This window comes from Amycolatopsis sp. NPDC104863 (assembly GCF_055582965.1).
In genome coordinates, this window is sequence record NZ_JBVJOW010000001.1 from 1,593,675 (window position 1) to 1,608,554 (window position 14,880).

14 protein-coding genes are annotated in these 14,880 nt (G+C 71.9%); 4 read left to right on the top strand and 10 right to left on the bottom strand.

Annotated elements, in window-relative coordinates:
- Nucleotide 1: 1 nt before the first annotated feature.
- The 5 genes from ACZ63J_RS07080 to ACZ63J_RS07100 form a co-directional block, all read right to left on the bottom strand.
- Nucleotides 2–982 (bottom strand): VWA domain-containing protein, encoded by a 981-nt coding sequence (locus ACZ63J_RS07080; protein ID WP_395935926.1) that lies wholly within the window; start codon nucleotides 980–982, stop codon nucleotides 2–4.
- Nucleotides 979–1,923, bottom strand: coding sequence for a DUF58 domain-containing protein (locus tag ACZ63J_RS07085; protein ID WP_465339668.1), 945 nt, complete (start codon nucleotides 1,921–1,923; stop codon nucleotides 979–981). The genes ACZ63J_RS07080 and ACZ63J_RS07085 overlap by 4 nt, the downstream gene beginning before the upstream one ends.
- 7 nt (nucleotides 1,924–1,930) lie before the next feature.
- Nucleotides 1,931–3,004 (bottom strand): AAA family ATPase, encoded by a 1,074-nt coding sequence (locus tag ACZ63J_RS07090; RefSeq protein ID WP_360181304.1) that lies wholly within the window; start codon nucleotides 3,002–3,004, stop codon nucleotides 1,931–1,933.
- 156 nt (nucleotides 3,005–3,160) lie between these two features.
- Entirely contained in the window at nucleotides 3,161–3,703 is a 543-nt protein-coding gene (mobA, locus tag ACZ63J_RS07095; protein ID WP_465398440.1) for a molybdenum cofactor guanylyltransferase, read from the bottom strand.
- A gap of 10 nt (nucleotides 3,704–3,713) precedes the next feature.
- Nucleotides 3,714–4,424, bottom strand: a complete 711-nt coding sequence (locus ACZ63J_RS07100; RefSeq protein ID WP_465398441.1) for an SAM-dependent methyltransferase — start codon at nucleotides 4,422–4,424, stop codon at nucleotides 3,714–3,716.
- Between the two features lie 60 nt (nucleotides 4,425–4,484).
- Between ACZ63J_RS07100 and ACZ63J_RS07105 the strand changes: the two genes are divergently transcribed.
- Nucleotides 4,485–4,886, top strand: coding sequence for a DUF1801 domain-containing protein (locus ACZ63J_RS07105; protein WP_465398442.1), 402 nt, complete (start codon nucleotides 4,485–4,487; stop codon nucleotides 4,884–4,886).
- Between the two features lie 7 nt (nucleotides 4,887–4,893).
- Here the strand turns inward: ACZ63J_RS07105 and ACZ63J_RS07110 are convergent, their stop codons facing one another.
- On the bottom strand, nucleotides 4,894–6,216 hold the full coding sequence (locus ACZ63J_RS07110) for an NlpC/P60 family protein (RefSeq protein WP_465398775.1): 1,323 nt from the start codon (nucleotides 6,214–6,216) through the stop codon (nucleotides 4,894–4,896).
- A gap of 330 nt (nucleotides 6,217–6,546) precedes the next feature.
- Here ACZ63J_RS07110 and ACZ63J_RS07115 point away from each other — a divergent pair, with 330 nt between their 5' ends.
- Both ACZ63J_RS07115 and ACZ63J_RS07120 read left to right on the top strand, forming a co-directional pair.
- Nucleotides 6,547–9,378, top strand: a complete 2,832-nt coding sequence (locus tag ACZ63J_RS07115) for an aconitate hydratase (RefSeq protein ID WP_465398443.1) — start codon at nucleotides 6,547–6,549, stop codon at nucleotides 9,376–9,378.
- Between the two features lie 115 nt (nucleotides 9,379–9,493).
- On the top strand, nucleotides 9,494–10,225 hold the full coding sequence (locus ACZ63J_RS07120) for a dienelactone hydrolase family protein (RefSeq protein ID WP_465398444.1): 732 nt from the start codon (nucleotides 9,494–9,496) through the stop codon (nucleotides 10,223–10,225).
- A 4-nt stretch (nucleotides 10,226–10,229) separates the two neighbouring features.
- Here ACZ63J_RS07120 and ACZ63J_RS07125 read toward each other — a convergent pair whose 3' ends face one another.
- Both ACZ63J_RS07125 and ACZ63J_RS07130 read right to left on the bottom strand, forming a co-directional pair.
- On the bottom strand, nucleotides 10,230–10,937 hold the full coding sequence (locus ACZ63J_RS07125; RefSeq protein ID WP_465398445.1) for an MgtC/SapB family protein: 708 nt from the start codon (nucleotides 10,935–10,937) through the stop codon (nucleotides 10,230–10,232).
- A 203-nt stretch (nucleotides 10,938–11,140) separates the two neighbouring features.
- Nucleotides 11,141–11,995 (bottom strand): alpha/beta fold hydrolase, encoded by an 855-nt coding sequence (locus ACZ63J_RS07130; protein WP_465398446.1) that lies wholly within the window; start codon nucleotides 11,993–11,995, stop codon nucleotides 11,141–11,143.
- Nucleotides 11,996–12,085: 90 nt separating this feature from the next.
- Here ACZ63J_RS07130 and ACZ63J_RS07135 point away from each other — a divergent pair, with 90 nt between their 5' ends.
- Nucleotides 12,086–12,664 (top strand): TetR/AcrR family transcriptional regulator, encoded by a 579-nt coding sequence (locus ACZ63J_RS07135; protein ID WP_465398447.1) that lies wholly within the window; start codon nucleotides 12,086–12,088, stop codon nucleotides 12,662–12,664.
- A 46-nt stretch (nucleotides 12,665–12,710) separates the two neighbouring features.
- Here ACZ63J_RS07135 and ACZ63J_RS07140 read toward each other — a convergent pair whose 3' ends face one another.
- Both ACZ63J_RS07140 and ACZ63J_RS07145 read right to left on the bottom strand, forming a co-directional pair.
- The gene (locus ACZ63J_RS07140) at nucleotides 12,711–14,315 is read right to left on the bottom strand and encodes an alpha/beta hydrolase (protein ID WP_465398776.1); all 1,605 of its coding nucleotides are present in this window, start codon (nucleotides 14,313–14,315) and stop codon (nucleotides 12,711–12,713) included.
- A 142-nt stretch (nucleotides 14,316–14,457) separates the two neighbouring features.
- On the bottom strand, nucleotides 14,458–14,880 hold the full coding sequence (locus ACZ63J_RS07145) for a nitroreductase family deazaflavin-dependent oxidoreductase (protein ID WP_465398777.1): 423 nt from the start codon (nucleotides 14,878–14,880) through the stop codon (nucleotides 14,458–14,460).

Genomic DNA, 14,880 nt, shown 5'->3' on the forward strand with positions numbered 1-14,880 from the left:
GTCACGGGAGTCTCTGGCCGAAGAACAGGCTGGCCGCCGCGCCCATCATCAGGATGAGCGTGCCGACCACCACCCACGGCTTGCTCGCGTCGGCGTCCTTGATCTCGTAGCCGATCTGCTCGCCGAGGTCGCCGTAGACCTTCTTCAGCTCCTCGGCGCTCGCCGCCTTGTAAAAGTCGCCGCCGGACAGGCGGGCGATTTCGCGCAGGGACTCGTCGTCGACGCTCACCGGCTGGGCCTTGCCGTCGATGTCGACCGAGCCGTGCGTGGTGCCGAACGAGATCGACGAGATCGGGACGCCGGCCTGCTTCGCCGCCTGGGCCGCCGTGTAACCGCCGCGGGCCGCGTACAGGTCTTCGGGCACCGTCTGCTTGCCGTCGGACATCAGCACTATGCGGGCCGGGGGCGGGCCGTCGGCGCCGCCGACGACGCTGGAGAAGCTCTCCACCGACTGCAGGGCCGCGAAGATGCCTTCGCCGGTCGCCGTCGACTGGGCCAGCTTGAGGTTCTCGATCGCCTTGATCACGCCGTTGCGGTCGGTCGTCGGGTTGACGAGCACCGTCGCCGTGCCCGCGAACGAGATCAGGCCGAGGTTGATGCCCGGGGTCATGTTCTGCGCGAACTGCGTCGCCGCGTCCTGCGCCGCCTTCAGCCGGGTCGGCGCGACGTCGGTGGCCTCCATCGACAGCGACACGTCGATCACCAGCATCACGGTCGCCCGGTTGCGCGGCACCTTCTGCTCGGCGGTCGGCCCGGCCAGCGCGACGGTGAGGATCAGCAGCGACAGCACGATCAGCACCGCCGGCAGGTGCCGCACCCAGCCCTGGCTCTTCGGCGCGACCTTCTCCAGCAGCGCCAGGTTCGCGAACCGCATGGTCCGCTTCCGGCGCGCGCGCTGCGCGAGGACGTACCCGATGGCGACCGCCGCGACGGCGATCAGCAGCAGGAACCACCACGGCGCGGTGAACCCCGTCAGACTCACGCGACACCCCCCGACCAGCGCCGCTTGCGGGCCACGACGAACCGCACCATGTCGGCGATCCAGTCGGCGTCGGTGCGCAGCGTCAGGTGGGCCGCGCCCGCGCGGCGCAGGCCGGCCGCCACCAGCTGGCGGTGGGCGTGGGCCGCGGCCCCGAACTCCTTGCGCAGCAAGGCCGACGCGTGCACTTCGCGCTGTCTTCCTGTCTCCGGGTCGGCCAGCACGACGGTGCCCACCTCGGGCAGGTCGATGTCGCGCGGGTCGAGGACTTCGATCGCGATCAGCTCGTGGCGCCCGCCCAGCGCGCGCAGCGGCCGCTCCCAGGTCGGCTCCCCGAGGAAGTCGGAAATCACCACGGCCAGGCCACGCCGCCGCGGCGGACGGCGCAGGGCCTCCAGCGCCTCGGCGAAGTCGCCCCGGGTGCCTTCGGGCGCCCGCGGCGTCTGGACGACCTTGCGGATCAGGCCGCGCGCGTGCGCCAGGCCGCCGCGAGCCGGGATACGGGTGGTCTCCGCGCCGTTCGACAGCAGCGCGCCGATGCGGTTGCCGCCGCCCCCGGTCAGGTGCGCGACCGCGGCGACCGCGCAAACGACCAGGTCACGCTTCTCGCAGAGCGCCGTGCCGAAGTCGAGGCTCGCCGAGAGGTCGGCGACGACCCACGTCTCCAGCTCGCGGTCGGCGACGGTCTCGCGGATGTGCGGGGTCGTGGTGCGGGCGGTGACGGCCCAGTCCATCCGGCGCACGTCGTCGCCGGGCTGGTACGGCCGCGCCTCGCCGGGCTCGGACCCCGGCCCCGGCACCAGGCCGAGGTGGTTGCCCTGCAGCAGCCCGTCGAGCCGGCGGCGGACGTCGAGCTCCAGCGTGCGGAGCCCGGCCTCCATCCGGTCGCCGCGCAGGATCGGCGGCGCCCACGAAGGGCGCTCGCCCTTCTCGTTCTTCGCCATCGCCGGGTTACCTGACCGGCGCGCCCGCCGGGACCGGGCCGCCCTGGCCGGCCCCGCCCTGCGGCCGGGCCGAGACCTGCGGCAACGGCACGGTCTGCAGCACGCGCGTGATGATGTGGTCGATGGGGACGCCGTCGGCGAGCGCGTCGTAGGACAGCACGAGCCGGTGGCGCAGCACGTCCGGCACGACGTCGACGACGTCCTGCGGCAGCACGTAGTCGCGGCCGCGGACCAGGGCCAGCGCCCGGGCGGCGGCGATGATGCCGAGGCTCGCGCGCGGCGAGGCGCCGTAGGACACCCAGCCGGCGACGTCGGCGAGGCCGTGCTCGTTCGGCGTCCGGGTGGTCAGCACCAGGCGCACGACGTAGTCGACGAGGGCGTGGTGCACGAACACCTGCGCCGCGACGCCCTGCAGCCGGACCAGCTCGCCCGGGCTGAGCACCTCGTGCGGGGTGGGCGGGGTGACGCCCATCCGGTAGATGATCTCGCGCTCCTCCTCGGCGGAGGGGTACTCCACGAGGATCTTGAACAGGAAGCGGTCACGCTGCGCTTCCGGCAGCGGGTACACGCCTTCGTTCTCGATCGGGTTCTGCGTGGCGAGCACGAGGAACGGGTCGGGCATCGGGAACGTCTGCCCGCCGATCGACACGTGCCGCTCGGCCATCACCTCGAGCATCGCCGACTGCACCTTGGCGGGCGCGCGGTTGATCTCGTCGGCGAGCACGAAGTTCGCCACGACCGGGCCGAGCTCGACGTCGAAGCGCTCGGCGCCCTGGCGGTAGATCCGGGTGCCGAGGATGTCGGCGGGCACCAGGTCGGGGGTGAACTGCACGCGGGAGAACGACCCGCCGACGACCCGGGCGAACGTCTCCACGGCCAGGGTCTTCGCGACGCCGGGCACGCCTTCGAGCAGCAGGTGGCCCTTGGCGAGCAGGCCGACGAGCATCCGCTCGACCAGGCGGTCCTGGCCGACGATGATCCGCTTGACCTCGAACACGGTCCGCTCCAGCAACTGGGCGTCCCGGGCCGGCGTCGCGGGCTGCTGCCCGTTCCCGCCCTCGGCGTAGCCGGGCTCGGTCACTCTGCCTCCTCAAATCCGTGCGCCGCCCCCGCGACGGTGATCACGCGGTGCGACCGTACTGCGTCCCCCGGGCGTTCGTCCGTCCGGCACGCGGACGCGCTGCTGGCCCGTGGGTAGCCAACACCTTCCCCGGTGTGACATCTGTGAAGCAGGCGCTCAGCGGTGGTGCTCGAGGTCTTCGGGCGTGTCGATGTCCGCTTCGCCCCGTTCGGCGGGGACGTCGGTGATCCGCAGCGCGGCGAGGGTGTGGCGCAGGGCGGCGTTTTCCAGCTCCGCGGGCAGGGCGTCCCGCAGTGCGGACACCCGCCACGCGCCGAGCAGCCACTGCCGCGCCCCGGCGGCGTCCACGAGCACCGCGCCGTCCCCGTCGCCGATCGCCGCCACCAGCCGGTCCACTGTGGACCGGCGGACGCCCGGCAGGTCGGCGGCCAGCACGGCGACCGCCTCGACGTCGCCGGGCACGAACGCGAGCCCGGCGGCCAGCGCCGCCACCGGGCCGCTGCCGGGCACCGGTTCCCGGGTCCACACGACGTCGAACCCGGGCCGCCGCGGGCCGACCGCGATGACGCGCTCGGCGCCGTCGAGGGCGTGGATCGCGCGGGCCAGCAACGGTTTCCCGCCCACCGGCAACGCCGGCTCGTCCACACCGGACAGCCGGCGGGCCGAGCCGCCGGCCACCACGATCCCCGCGTAGCGCATCCGGAGAACCCTAGCGGCCCAGCACGAGGTAGGTGAAGCCCAGCACGCCCCGGTAGTGCCCGACGTACTCGCGCAGCCGCCGGTCCAGCCACGCCCGCACGTCGCCGGCCCGCGGATCCCCGGGGTGCGCCGACAGCCACTCCCCCCACCCGGCGCGCGAGGTGGACTCGAAGTCGTCCCATTCGAGCTGGTCGGCGGTGCTGAGGTGGTGCACGTGCCAGCCGGCCGCGCCGGCGGCGTCGACCAGCTCCGGCAGGGTCAGCATGTCCGGGCCGAAGATCTCCAGCGCGGCCGGGTTCGGCGGGGCGGCCCAGAAGCCGTCGCCGTAGAGCAGCCGGCCGGACGGCACGACCCGGGCGAGCCCGTCGAGGGCCGCCTTCGTCGAGCCAAAGATGTGGGCGGCCCCGATGCAGAAGGCCCGCTCGGCGGGACCGTCCCAGGTCGCGGCGTCCGCCTCGGTGAAGTCCACCGCCAGGCCACGCTCGGCGGCCGCGGCCCGCCCGCGCTCGAGACCGGTGACGTCGGTGTCGACGCCGGTCACGCGCAGGCCGGGCGCGCGAGCGGCCGCCCGAAGGAGCAGCTCACCCCAGCCGCAGCCGAGGTCGGCCAGGTGTCCCTCCCCCAGCGCCATCCGGTCGAGCAGCAGCTCGGCGTGGGCCTCGGACAGGGGTGTGTTCCAGCGCATCCGGGTGCGCCGCAGCGCGTTCAGTTCGTCGTCCATCGGGCGATCCTGGGGCCCGGACGGCGACGGCGTCGACCGAGTTTCAGGCATACTCGGCCGGTGACCTACACCGTCGAGCCGCGGGTCGACGCCTACATCGACGCCCTGCCCGCGTGGCAGCAGGCGATCTGCCGGGAGGTCCGCGAGCTGGTGCACGCGGCGGACCCCGAGGTGGTCGAGACGATCAAGCGCACCCGGCAGCCGTACTTCGTCCTGGACGGCAACATCTGCGCCCTGCTGGCGGCGAAGGACCACGTCAACGTCTTCGTCTACGACGGCGGCATCGTCCCCGACCCCGAGGGCATCATCACCGCCGGGCACGAGAACAAGACCGCCCGGACGGTCGCCTTCCGCGAAGGCGAGCCGATCAACGCGCCCGCGCTCACCGCCATGTTCCGGCAGATCATCGCGAACAACCGGGCCGGTGGCTGGCGCAAGCTCAAGCGCGAGCAGGCGGGCTGACCGGTGCTCAGCCGACGAGCCGGGTCGCGTACGGCATGATCCCGCCGTAGCGCACCGGCGCGATCCGGACCCGCAGGCCGGACTGCGGCGCCTCGACCATCTGGCCGCCGCCGAGGTAGAGCGCGACGTGGTGGATGCCGCCCGCGCCGCCCCAGAAGAGCATGTCGCCGCGGCGCATCTGCGACAGCGGGACCCGGCGGCCCGCGGTGTACTGGTAGCCGCTGTAGTGCGGCAGGCCCCGGACCCCGGCGAACGCGTAGATCATCAGGCCGGAGCAGTCGAAGCCGATCTTGTTATAGTCGCCGTAGCGGTCGGCGACACCGCCGTCGCGGATGCCGCGGGTCGGGCCGCTCGCGTTGCCGCCGCCCCACGCGTAGGGCAGGCCGACCTTGGACAGCGCCCGGGCGATGACCGCCTCGATCGACGTTCCAGCCGAGCCGGTCGGCCCCGCCGCCGGCTTGCTCGCCGGGCGGCCACCGCCGCCACCGGAGGAACCGAGCGCTGCTTGTCGGGCGCGCTCGTCGTCCTCCCGCTGCTTCTGCGCGAGCCAGTCCTGGTAGCGCTGCCGCTGGCCCTGCAGGCCGCTGACCTTGGCCTGCGCGGTGTAGAGCTGCTGCTCGACGTCGGACTTGTTCTTCTCGAGCTGGGTGTTCTGCGTCGCCTGGCTGTCCTGCGCGCTGATCGCCCTGGCCTGCGCGGAGTCCGCGCTGTTCTTCGCCTCGCGCGCGGCGTCCTGCTTCTGCTGCGCGATCTCGGCGGCCTTGCGGGCCGCGGAGTCCTTGTTCGACTTCTCGGTTTGCGCCTGCTGGAGCCGGTCGAGGGCGTTGAGCCGGTCGCCGCCGACGGCGTCGAGCAGCTGCGCGCGGGCGAGCATGTCCTTGGGGCTGTCGGCGCTGAGGTACGCCGAGAGCGAGCCGACCGTGCTGCCCTGCTGGAAGCTGGCGGCGGCGAAGGTCCGGAGGTCCGCGCGGGCCTTCTCGATCGCGCCGGCCGCGGCGTCGGCCTCGGTCCGGGCGGCCTTGGCGTCGTTCTCCGCCTGGGTCGCCGCGTCCTGGGCGGACTGCAGGTCGACCAGGGCCTTGTTGGCCTCTTCCTGCTTGAGCTCGACGTCGTCCTGCAGCTGTGACAGCTTCTGCTCGGCCTGGGCGAGCTGGTTGGTCAGCTTGCCGACTTCACCGGCCTTCGCGTTCGCCTGGGCCTTGCTGGAGTTCAGCTCCGAGTCGCTCGGGTTGGGCGGCGGCGGGGGCGCGGCCAGGCCGGTGCCGCCCGCGCCGAACAAGATCACCAGGACCAGGGTGCTCACGGTCAGTCCACGGCGCCCGCTCGGCACACACCAGCCCCTGCGCCGTTCCGGCACGACCGCCACCTCCGCTCACCTGCGCACATCGCGCGTCACTGCAGTCACACCACTATCACAAGCATCACCGGAAACTTACACACCGTAGGCACCAATTCCCCTTATTGAGGGACCCCCGGCGCGGATGGCGCAGCCCACACCGCGTGTCGTCTTGAACCCCAAACAGGACACGCGTACTGTTTGAAGCACCGCGAGGTGTGCCATCCCGAATCCGGTCCTACGGTGGGGGTGCGCAAGACTCGCCAGCACCGAACCCGACCGAACTGACCTCAGGACTCGACCGCCGCACCGGCGCGGAAGTCCATGCCACTGGAGTTAGACGTGACCGCACCTGCCAGCAAGGACAGCTTCGGCGCCAAAGACACGCTGAAGGTCGGCGACGCCTCGTACGAGGTGTTCCGCCTGAACAAGGTCGAGGGCGCCGAGCGCCTGCCGTACAGCCTGAAGGTCCTGCTCGAGAACCTGCTGCGCACCGAGGACGGCGCGAACATCACCGCCGACCACATCCGCGCGCTGAGCTCGTGGGACCCGAAGGCCGACCCGTCGATCGAGATCCAGTTCACGCCGGCGCGCGTGATCATGCAGGACTTCACCGGTGTCCCCTGCGTCGTCGACCTCGCCACCATGCGCGAGGCCGTCACCGACCTCGGCGGCGACCCCGACAAGGTCAACCCGCTCGCCCCGGCCGAGCTGGTCATCGACCACTCGGTGATCATCGACGTCTTCGGCCGCCCCGACGCCTTCGAGCGCAACGTCGAGATCGAGTACGAGCGCAACCGCGAGCGTTACCAGTTCCTGCGCTGGGGCCAGGGCGCCTTCGACGAGTTCAAGGTCGTCCCGCCGGGCACCGGCATCGTGCACCAGGTCAACATCGAGCACCTCGCCCGCACGGTGATGTCCCGCAACGGGCAGGCCTACCCCGACTCCTGCGTCGGCACCGACTCGCACACCACCATGGTCAACGGCCTGGGCGTGCTGGGCTGGGGCGTCGGCGGCATCGAGGCCGAGGCCGCCATGCTGGGCCAGCCTGTCTCCATGCTCATCCCGCGCGTCGTCGGCTTCAAGCTGACCGGCGAGATCCCGGCCGGCGTCACCGCCACCGACGTCGTCCTCACGATCACCGAGATGCTGCGCCGCCACGGCGTGGTCGGCAAGTTCGTCGAGTTCTACGGCGAGAGCGTGGCCGCGGTGCCGCTGGCCAACCGCGCCACCATCGGCAACATGAGCCCGGAGTTCGGCTCCACCGCGGCGATCTTCCCGATCGACGAGGAGACCGTCCGCTACCTCAAGCTGACCGGCCGCTCGGCCGAGCAGGTCGCGCTGGTCGAGGCCTACGCCAAGGAGCAGGGCCTCTGGCACGACCCGTCGCACGAGGCGGTCTACTCCGAGTACCTCGAGCTGGACCTCTCGACGGTCGTCCCGTCGATCGCCGGCCCGAAGCGCCCGCAGGACCGCATCGAGCTGACGGACGCGAAGTCGTCGTTCCGCAAGTCGATCCACGACTACGTGGACGGCGAGGACGCCACGCCGCACACCAAGATGGACGAGGCCTCCGAGGAGTCCTTCCCGGCCAGCGACTCCCCGTCGCTGTCGTTCGCCGAGGACGACGCCGCGCCGGTCACCAGCTCCGCCGCGAACGGCGCGTCGGGCCGCCCGAGCAAGCCGGTCAAGGTCTCGACCTCCGACCGCGGTGAGTTCGTCCTCGACCACGGCGCCGTGGTGATCGCCTCGATCACGTCCTGCACCAACACCTCGAACCCGTCGGTCATGCTCGGCGCCGCGCTGCTCGCGCGCAACGCCGTGGACAAGGGCCTCGCGGTGAAGCCGTGGGTCAAGACGTCGATGGCGCCGGGCTCGCAGGTCGTCACCGACTACTACACCAAGGCCAACCTGTGGCCGTACCTGGAGAAGCTGGGCTACCACCTGGTCGGCTACGGCTGCACCACGTGCATCGGCAACTCGGGCCCGCTCTCGGACGAGATCTCCGCGGCGATCCAGGAGAACGACCTCACGGCGGTCTCGGTGCTCTCGGGCAACCGGAACTTCGAGGGCCGGATCAACCCCGACGTGAAGATGAACTACCTCGCGTCGCCGCCGCTGGTCATCGCCTACGCGCTGGCCGGCACGATGGACTTCGACTTCGCGAACCAGCCGCTGGGCCAGGACAGCGACGGCACGGACGTCTTCCTCAAGGACATCTGGCCGACGGCGCAGGAGATCCAGGAGACCATCGACTACGCGATCACGCAGGAGATGTTCACCAAGGACTACGCCGACGTCTTCGACGGTGGCGAGCGCTGGAAGGCGCTGCCCACCCCGGAGGGCAAGACCTTCGAGTGGGACGCCGAGTCCACCTACGTCCGGAAGCCCCCGTACTTCGAGGGCATGACGCCGGAGCCGGCGGCGGTCACCGACATCTCCGGCGCGCGCGTGCTCGCGAAGCTGGGCGACTCGGTCACCACCGACCACATCTCCCCCGCCGGCGCGATCAAGCCGGGCACCCCGGCGGCGCAGTACCTCACCGAGCACGGCGTGGAGAAGAAGGACTTCAACTCCTACGGCTCGCGGCGCGGCAACCACGAGGTGATGATCCGCGGCACCTTCGCGAACATCCGGCTGCGCAACCAGCTCCTGGACGACGTGCAGGGCGGCTACACCCGCGACTTCACCCAGGACGACGCCCCGCAGTCGTTCATCTACGACGCGGCGCAGAACTACGCGGCGCAGGACATCCCGCTGGTCGTGCTGGGCGGCAAGGAGTACGGCTCCGGCTCGTCGCGTGACTGGGCGGCCAAGGGCACGTCGCTGCTGGGCGTGCGCGCGGTCATCACCGAGTCGTTCGAGCGCATCCACCGGTCGAACCTGATCGGCATGGGCGTCATCCCGCTGCAGTTCCCGGCGGGCGAGTCGGCCGAGTCGCTGAACCTCGACGGCACCGAGACGTTCGACATCTCGGGCATCACGGCGCTGAACGACGGCGACACCCCGCGCACCGTGCACGTCACCGCGACCAAGCAGGACGGCAGCAAGGTGGAGTTCGAGGCGGACGTCCGCATCGACACCCCGGGTGAGGCGGACTACTACCGCAACGGCGGCATCCTGCAGTACGTGCTGCGGAAGATGACGCAGGCGTAAGGGTTTCCGCGCTTGTGAAGGCCTCCCCGCTCCCGGAGCGGGGAGGCCTTCGCTCGTTTCCGCCCGCGGTGAACACGGGCCCGGCCGGGCTCGGCGATCACTACAGTCGCCTCCCATGGGGACGATCACGACACGCACCGTCGAATACCCGGCCGACGGCCTGACGATGGTCGGGCACCTCGCGGTCCCGGCCGGCGACGGCCGCCGTCCCGCGGTGCTCGTCGGGCCCGAAGGACCAGGGCTCAACGACTTCCAGCGCGGCCGGGCCGACGCCCTGGCCGAGCTGGGGTACGTGGCGCTGGCCTTCGACCTGCACGGTGGCCGCTGGTTCACCGACCCGCAGGAGATGCTGGCGCGGTGCATGCCGCTGCTGGACGACCCCGACCGGCTCCGGGACATCGGCTTCGCCGCGCTCGACGTGCTGAGCGCCGAACCCCGGACCGACCCCGACCACGTCGCCGGCATCGGCTACGGCACCGGCGGCGCGGTCGTGCTGGAGCTCGGGCGCGCCGGGGCCGGCCTGCGCGCGATCGCGACGGTCAACGGCCTGATCACCGGCCGGCCCGGGGAGGCGGCGCGCATCCGCTGCCCGGTGTGGGCCGGGGTCGGGTCCGAGGACCCGATCCAGTCGCCCGCGCACCGCGAGGCGTTCGCCGCCGAGATGCAGGCCGCGGGCGTCGACTGGCGCCTGGTCACCTACGGCGGCGCCGAGCACGCCTTCCACCACCCGCCGCTCGGGACCGGCCAGACCGTGCTCCCCGGCGTCGGCTACCACGCCCGGCACGCCGAGCGTGCCTGGCGCGACGTCCTCGCCCTGCTCGCCGAATGCCTGCCCGCAGCCGGGTGAGCCGCTAGGCGGGCACGGCTTCCCAGCGCACGCTGGAAACCGAGGGCTCCAGCGAAAGCCGCGACACCGCCGACTCCATCTGGGCGTCGTCGCGCTGGTCGGCGGCCAGCTCGGCGCGGACCTCGACCGTGCGGCTCTCCGGCTGGTCCGTGCTCAGCACCGACAGCAGCCGGAAGTCCGTGCGGGCCAACGCCTGCACGAGCAACGCCCGCACGTGCGCCTCCGAGTCGTCGCGGGTCACCGCCTGGAACTCGTAGCGGGCGGGGGTTTCCTCGCCCGAGTCGGGGCGGCGGTCGACGACCCGGCCCAGCGGCCGCAGCACCACGTTCACCCCGACCACGACGGCGGTCCCGGCCGCCGCGACCACGAACAACCCGGCGCCCGCCAGGGATCCCACCGCGGCAGAGCACCACAGCGTCGCCGCCGTGTTGAGGCCACGGACGTTGAGGCCGTCGCGCATGATCACACCGGCACCGAGGAAGCCGATGCCGGAGACGATCTGCGCGGCCACCCGGGTCGGGTCGGCGTCACCGCTACCGGACAGGCCGCCGAACCCGTGGGCGGACAGCAGGACGAAGAGGGTCGCGCCGACGGCGACCAGGGCGTTGGTGCGCAGCCCGGCCATGCGGGCGCGGAACTGGCGCTCGAACCCGATGACGGCGCCCAGGCCGACGCCGGCGCCGACGCGCAGCAGCATTTCGAAGATGGTCATGTCCGACTCGTTTCCGGCGTGCGTGCACTGCCGGACAGGAGGAGACCGGACGCGATCAGCCCAGCCGGAAGCCTCCGGTGAGCGCACGCCCGGTCGTCCGCTGACTGTCCGCTGGCATGTGCCGCTCACCTCGCTTCCGTTGCTCGTGGTTGATCAACCGCACCACTGTAACCGAAACCTGCGGGTCAGGGCTGTGATGATCACTACGCCCAGTGCCGGCGCAGGTGCGGCACGAGGTCTTCGGGCCGCTCGTCGGGGAAGAACAGCTTCGCGCCGGGCACCTCGACGACCTCGGTGACACCCGGGACGGCGTCGCGGAACCGGTACGCCCACTCGATCCCGAAGTTCGGGTCGCCGGTGCCCCACACCAGGAGCGTCGGCACGCGGAACTCCTTGAGCAGCGGCTCGATCGCGTCCAGCTCCTCGCCCCGGACCGACGTCAGCAGGCGCTCGAACTGCCGGGCCGCGTCGAGGGTGCCGAACACCGGGCGGACGAAGGCGTCCAGGACCTCGTCCGGCACCCGGTCCGGGTGCTCGTAGCCGCCGCCGAGCGCACCGGTCCGGGCCCGCTGCGGGTCGGCGGCGAGCCGGACCGACAGCGGCGCGAGCTGCCCGTGCTCGGCCAGCTCGACGACCGGGCGGAACGCCTCGGGCGGCAGATTGCCCTGCGTGTCGCAGTTGGTCAGAGTGAGCGTCCGGAGCCGGTCCGCCCGGCGCACGGCGAAGACCTGCGCGACGGCGCCGCCGGTGTTGTTGGCGACGACGTCGAGGTCGCCGAGTTCCAGGGACGCGCAGAAGTCTTCGAGCAGCCGCGCCAGCCCGTTCAGGCTCAGGTCCTGCTCGGGCGTCACCGGCGAGGCGCCGTGCCCCGGCAGGTCGGGCGCGATGCACCGCCGCTCCCCCGCCAGCTCGGTGATCACCTTGCGCCACAACAGGTTGTTCGTCCCCGCGCCGTGCACGAACAGCGCGACCGGTCCTTCGCCGACGTCGACGTAGCTCACGTCGCCGGACGCCGTCGACACGCGCCCGCGCTGGTCCTCCCAGGTTCGCAGATCCATCGGTACAGTCCCTCCAGAAGTAAACCGACTGACGGTCTAGTATGAACAGACCGTCAGTCGGTTTGTCAACGACGGAGGCTGCCGACCCGCATGAACAAGAAGATCGACCGCGGCCAGGCGACCCGCGAGCACCTCGTCGCGGTCGCCACCGGCCTGTTCACCGAGCACGGCTACGACGGCACCTCGATCGAGGCCGTCCTCCGGGCCGCCGACGTCAGCCGGGGCGCGCTCTACCACCACTTCCCCGGCAAGGACGCGCTGTTCGCCGCGGTCCTGGACACCGTCTACGACCGGGTCGGCGCGGAGGGGGCGCGGGCCGTCGAGGGCCTGGACGACCCGGTGCCGGCGTTGCGCGCCGCGTGCCTCGCGTGGATCCGGAGCACCCGGGACCCCGTGGTGCGTCAGGTGATGCTCATCGACGCGCCGGCCGTGCTGGGCTGGCAGCGCTGGCGGGAGCTCGACGAGGTGCGCACGCTCGGCCGGATCAAGGCGGCCCTCCGACGCGACGGCCGGATCCCCGCCGCGCGCGTGGACCTCTTCGCCCACGTGCTGCTCGCCGGAATGAACGAGATCGCGTTGCTGGTCGCCCGGGCCGACGACCACAAAACCGCGGTCGCCGAAGCCGAGGCCGCCGCCGGGGACCTGCTGGACCGGCTGCTCGGGACATGAGAACGGGCCGGGGCGACAGCGTCACCCCGGCCCGGTCACATCGGGCTTACGGCGTTTCGAACGGCTGGACGTTCGGCTGGAAGACCTGGCCGTTGGCCGGGACCTTCAGGTCGATCAGGTAGTCCGCCACGGCCTTGTCGACGCCGAGGGCGTCACCGAGGATGCAGTGGCCGAACGCGTCGACCGACAGCAGCCGGGTGTTGCCCAGCTGCGCCGCCATCCGCTGGGCGAACTTGTACTGCGTCGCCGGGTCGTAGTAGTTGCCGACCACGACGACCGGGACGTCGGTCTTCGCCTGCCACGGCCCGCGGTAGGCGTCCGGCTTCTTCGCCGGCCACACCGGGCAGGCCGCCGTGTCGGCGAAGGCCTGGTAGCGGCCGAAGGTGCGCGACTCGCGCTCCCACTTCGCGGCGATGTCCGGCACCTGCTCCTGCTTGATCTTGAACGGCTTGTCGGCGCAGTTGACGGCGAAGTACGAGTCGTCGCTGGTGTAGGGGCTGTCCGGGGCCAGGTCGGCGAGGCCCTGCTGGCCGCCGGTGAGCGCCTTCAGCCCGCGGGCCTGCAGCGTCTGCGCCTGCGCGCCGGCCGGGTGGATCGCGGTGTAGAGCACCTGCAGGTCCTCGGCCAGGGCGGGGAACCTCGACGGCGAGTACAGGATGCTCGAGACCGCGCCGGTGAACGCGTTGATGTCCAGCGGCTCGCTGCCCGGGAGGGTGATCGGCTGCTTGCGCAGGTACTCGCGCAGCTCGTCGAACTTCGCCCGCGGGGTGCCGTCGCTGAACGCGCACTTCGGGCCGGCCTGGTCGCACCGCTTCAGGAAGCCGTCGAGCGAGATCTCGAAGCCCTGCGCGCGCTGCCGGTCGTACTCGACGCCGTCGCTCGTGCGCAGCTTCGGGTCGACGTTGCCGTCGATGACGATCGCCCGGGACTGCTTCGGGAACATCGAGGTGTAGGTCGAGCCGATCAGCGTCCCGTACGAGAAGCCGACGTAGGTCAGCTTCCGGTCGCCGACCGCCGCGCGCAGCGTGTCGAGGTCACGCACGACGTCCTTGGTGGACATGTGGTTGAGCAGCGAGCCGGCGTTGTTCTTGCAGAACTGGCCGTAGTCGCGGTAGCTGGCGAGGGTGGCGGAGATCTGGGGGCGGCTCAGCGGCACCGCGACCTGGGCGCCGAAGACCTCGTCCGCGTCCTCCTGGGTGGTGAAGCAACGCAGCGGGTTGCTGTCCCCGACCCCGCGCGGGTCGAACCCGATCAGGTCGAAGCGGTCGAGCACCGGCGGCTGGAAGATGAACGGGCCGCTGATCGGCATCCGCAGCCCCGAGCCGCCGGGGCCGCCGGGGTTGAGGAACAGCGAGCCGACGCGGGCGGCGGGTGTGCGGGCCGCGCGCTTGAGCAGGGCGATGTCGATGGTGCCCAGCGACGAGTTGTCGTGGTCGATCGGCACGCGGTAGCGCGCGCAGCTGTAGAACTTCACCTCGTCCGCGGGCACCCCGGCGAGGGTCGCGGACGGGCAGGCGCCCCAGCTCACCGGGGCGGTCGCGCCGACCACGGCCGGCTTGGCGGCGGCGTCGGTCGCGGCGGCGGCGGTGCCGGTGGCCCCGGCCACGCCGAGCCCGGCCACGAGTGCCCCCACCAGCGCGAACGAGCGCACCCGGCCCTTTGTGGATCTCCGCACGACGTCTCCCTCCCTAGGTCACGCACTCGCCGCGCGTTCAGGACGTCACGGCGCGTTACCCGGGTGAGACTGGCACAAATCGGTGAATACCGTCACCGTCCGAAAGGATGGTGGAAACCTATCGAGTGATGCGGTCCAGGAGGAAAACGGGCAACGGGCGGCCCGCCTCCTTCTGCTCCATCGCGTAGCCCGGCCAGAAGGCGAGGAGCTCCCGCCACATCGCGGTGTATTCCTCGCCCGTCAGCTCGCGCGCGACCACCTCCGCCGGGCGGCCCGCCAGCGCGACCGAGGCCTTCGGGTTCGTGCGCAGGTTGAGCGCCCAGGCCGGGTCGTTCGGGCGGCCCCAGTTGGACGCCGTCAGCACGAAGCCCTCGCCGTGCGGGTAGTAGAGCAGGTTGGTGCTGCGGGGCAGCCCGCTCCTGCGGCCGGTCGTCGTGAGGCGCAGGGACGGCAGCCCGGCGAGCGCGACGAGGCTCACCCGGCCGCCGAACGCCCGGTGCAGTTTTTTGTCCGCCCACACGACAAACCGAGCCGAACGCAT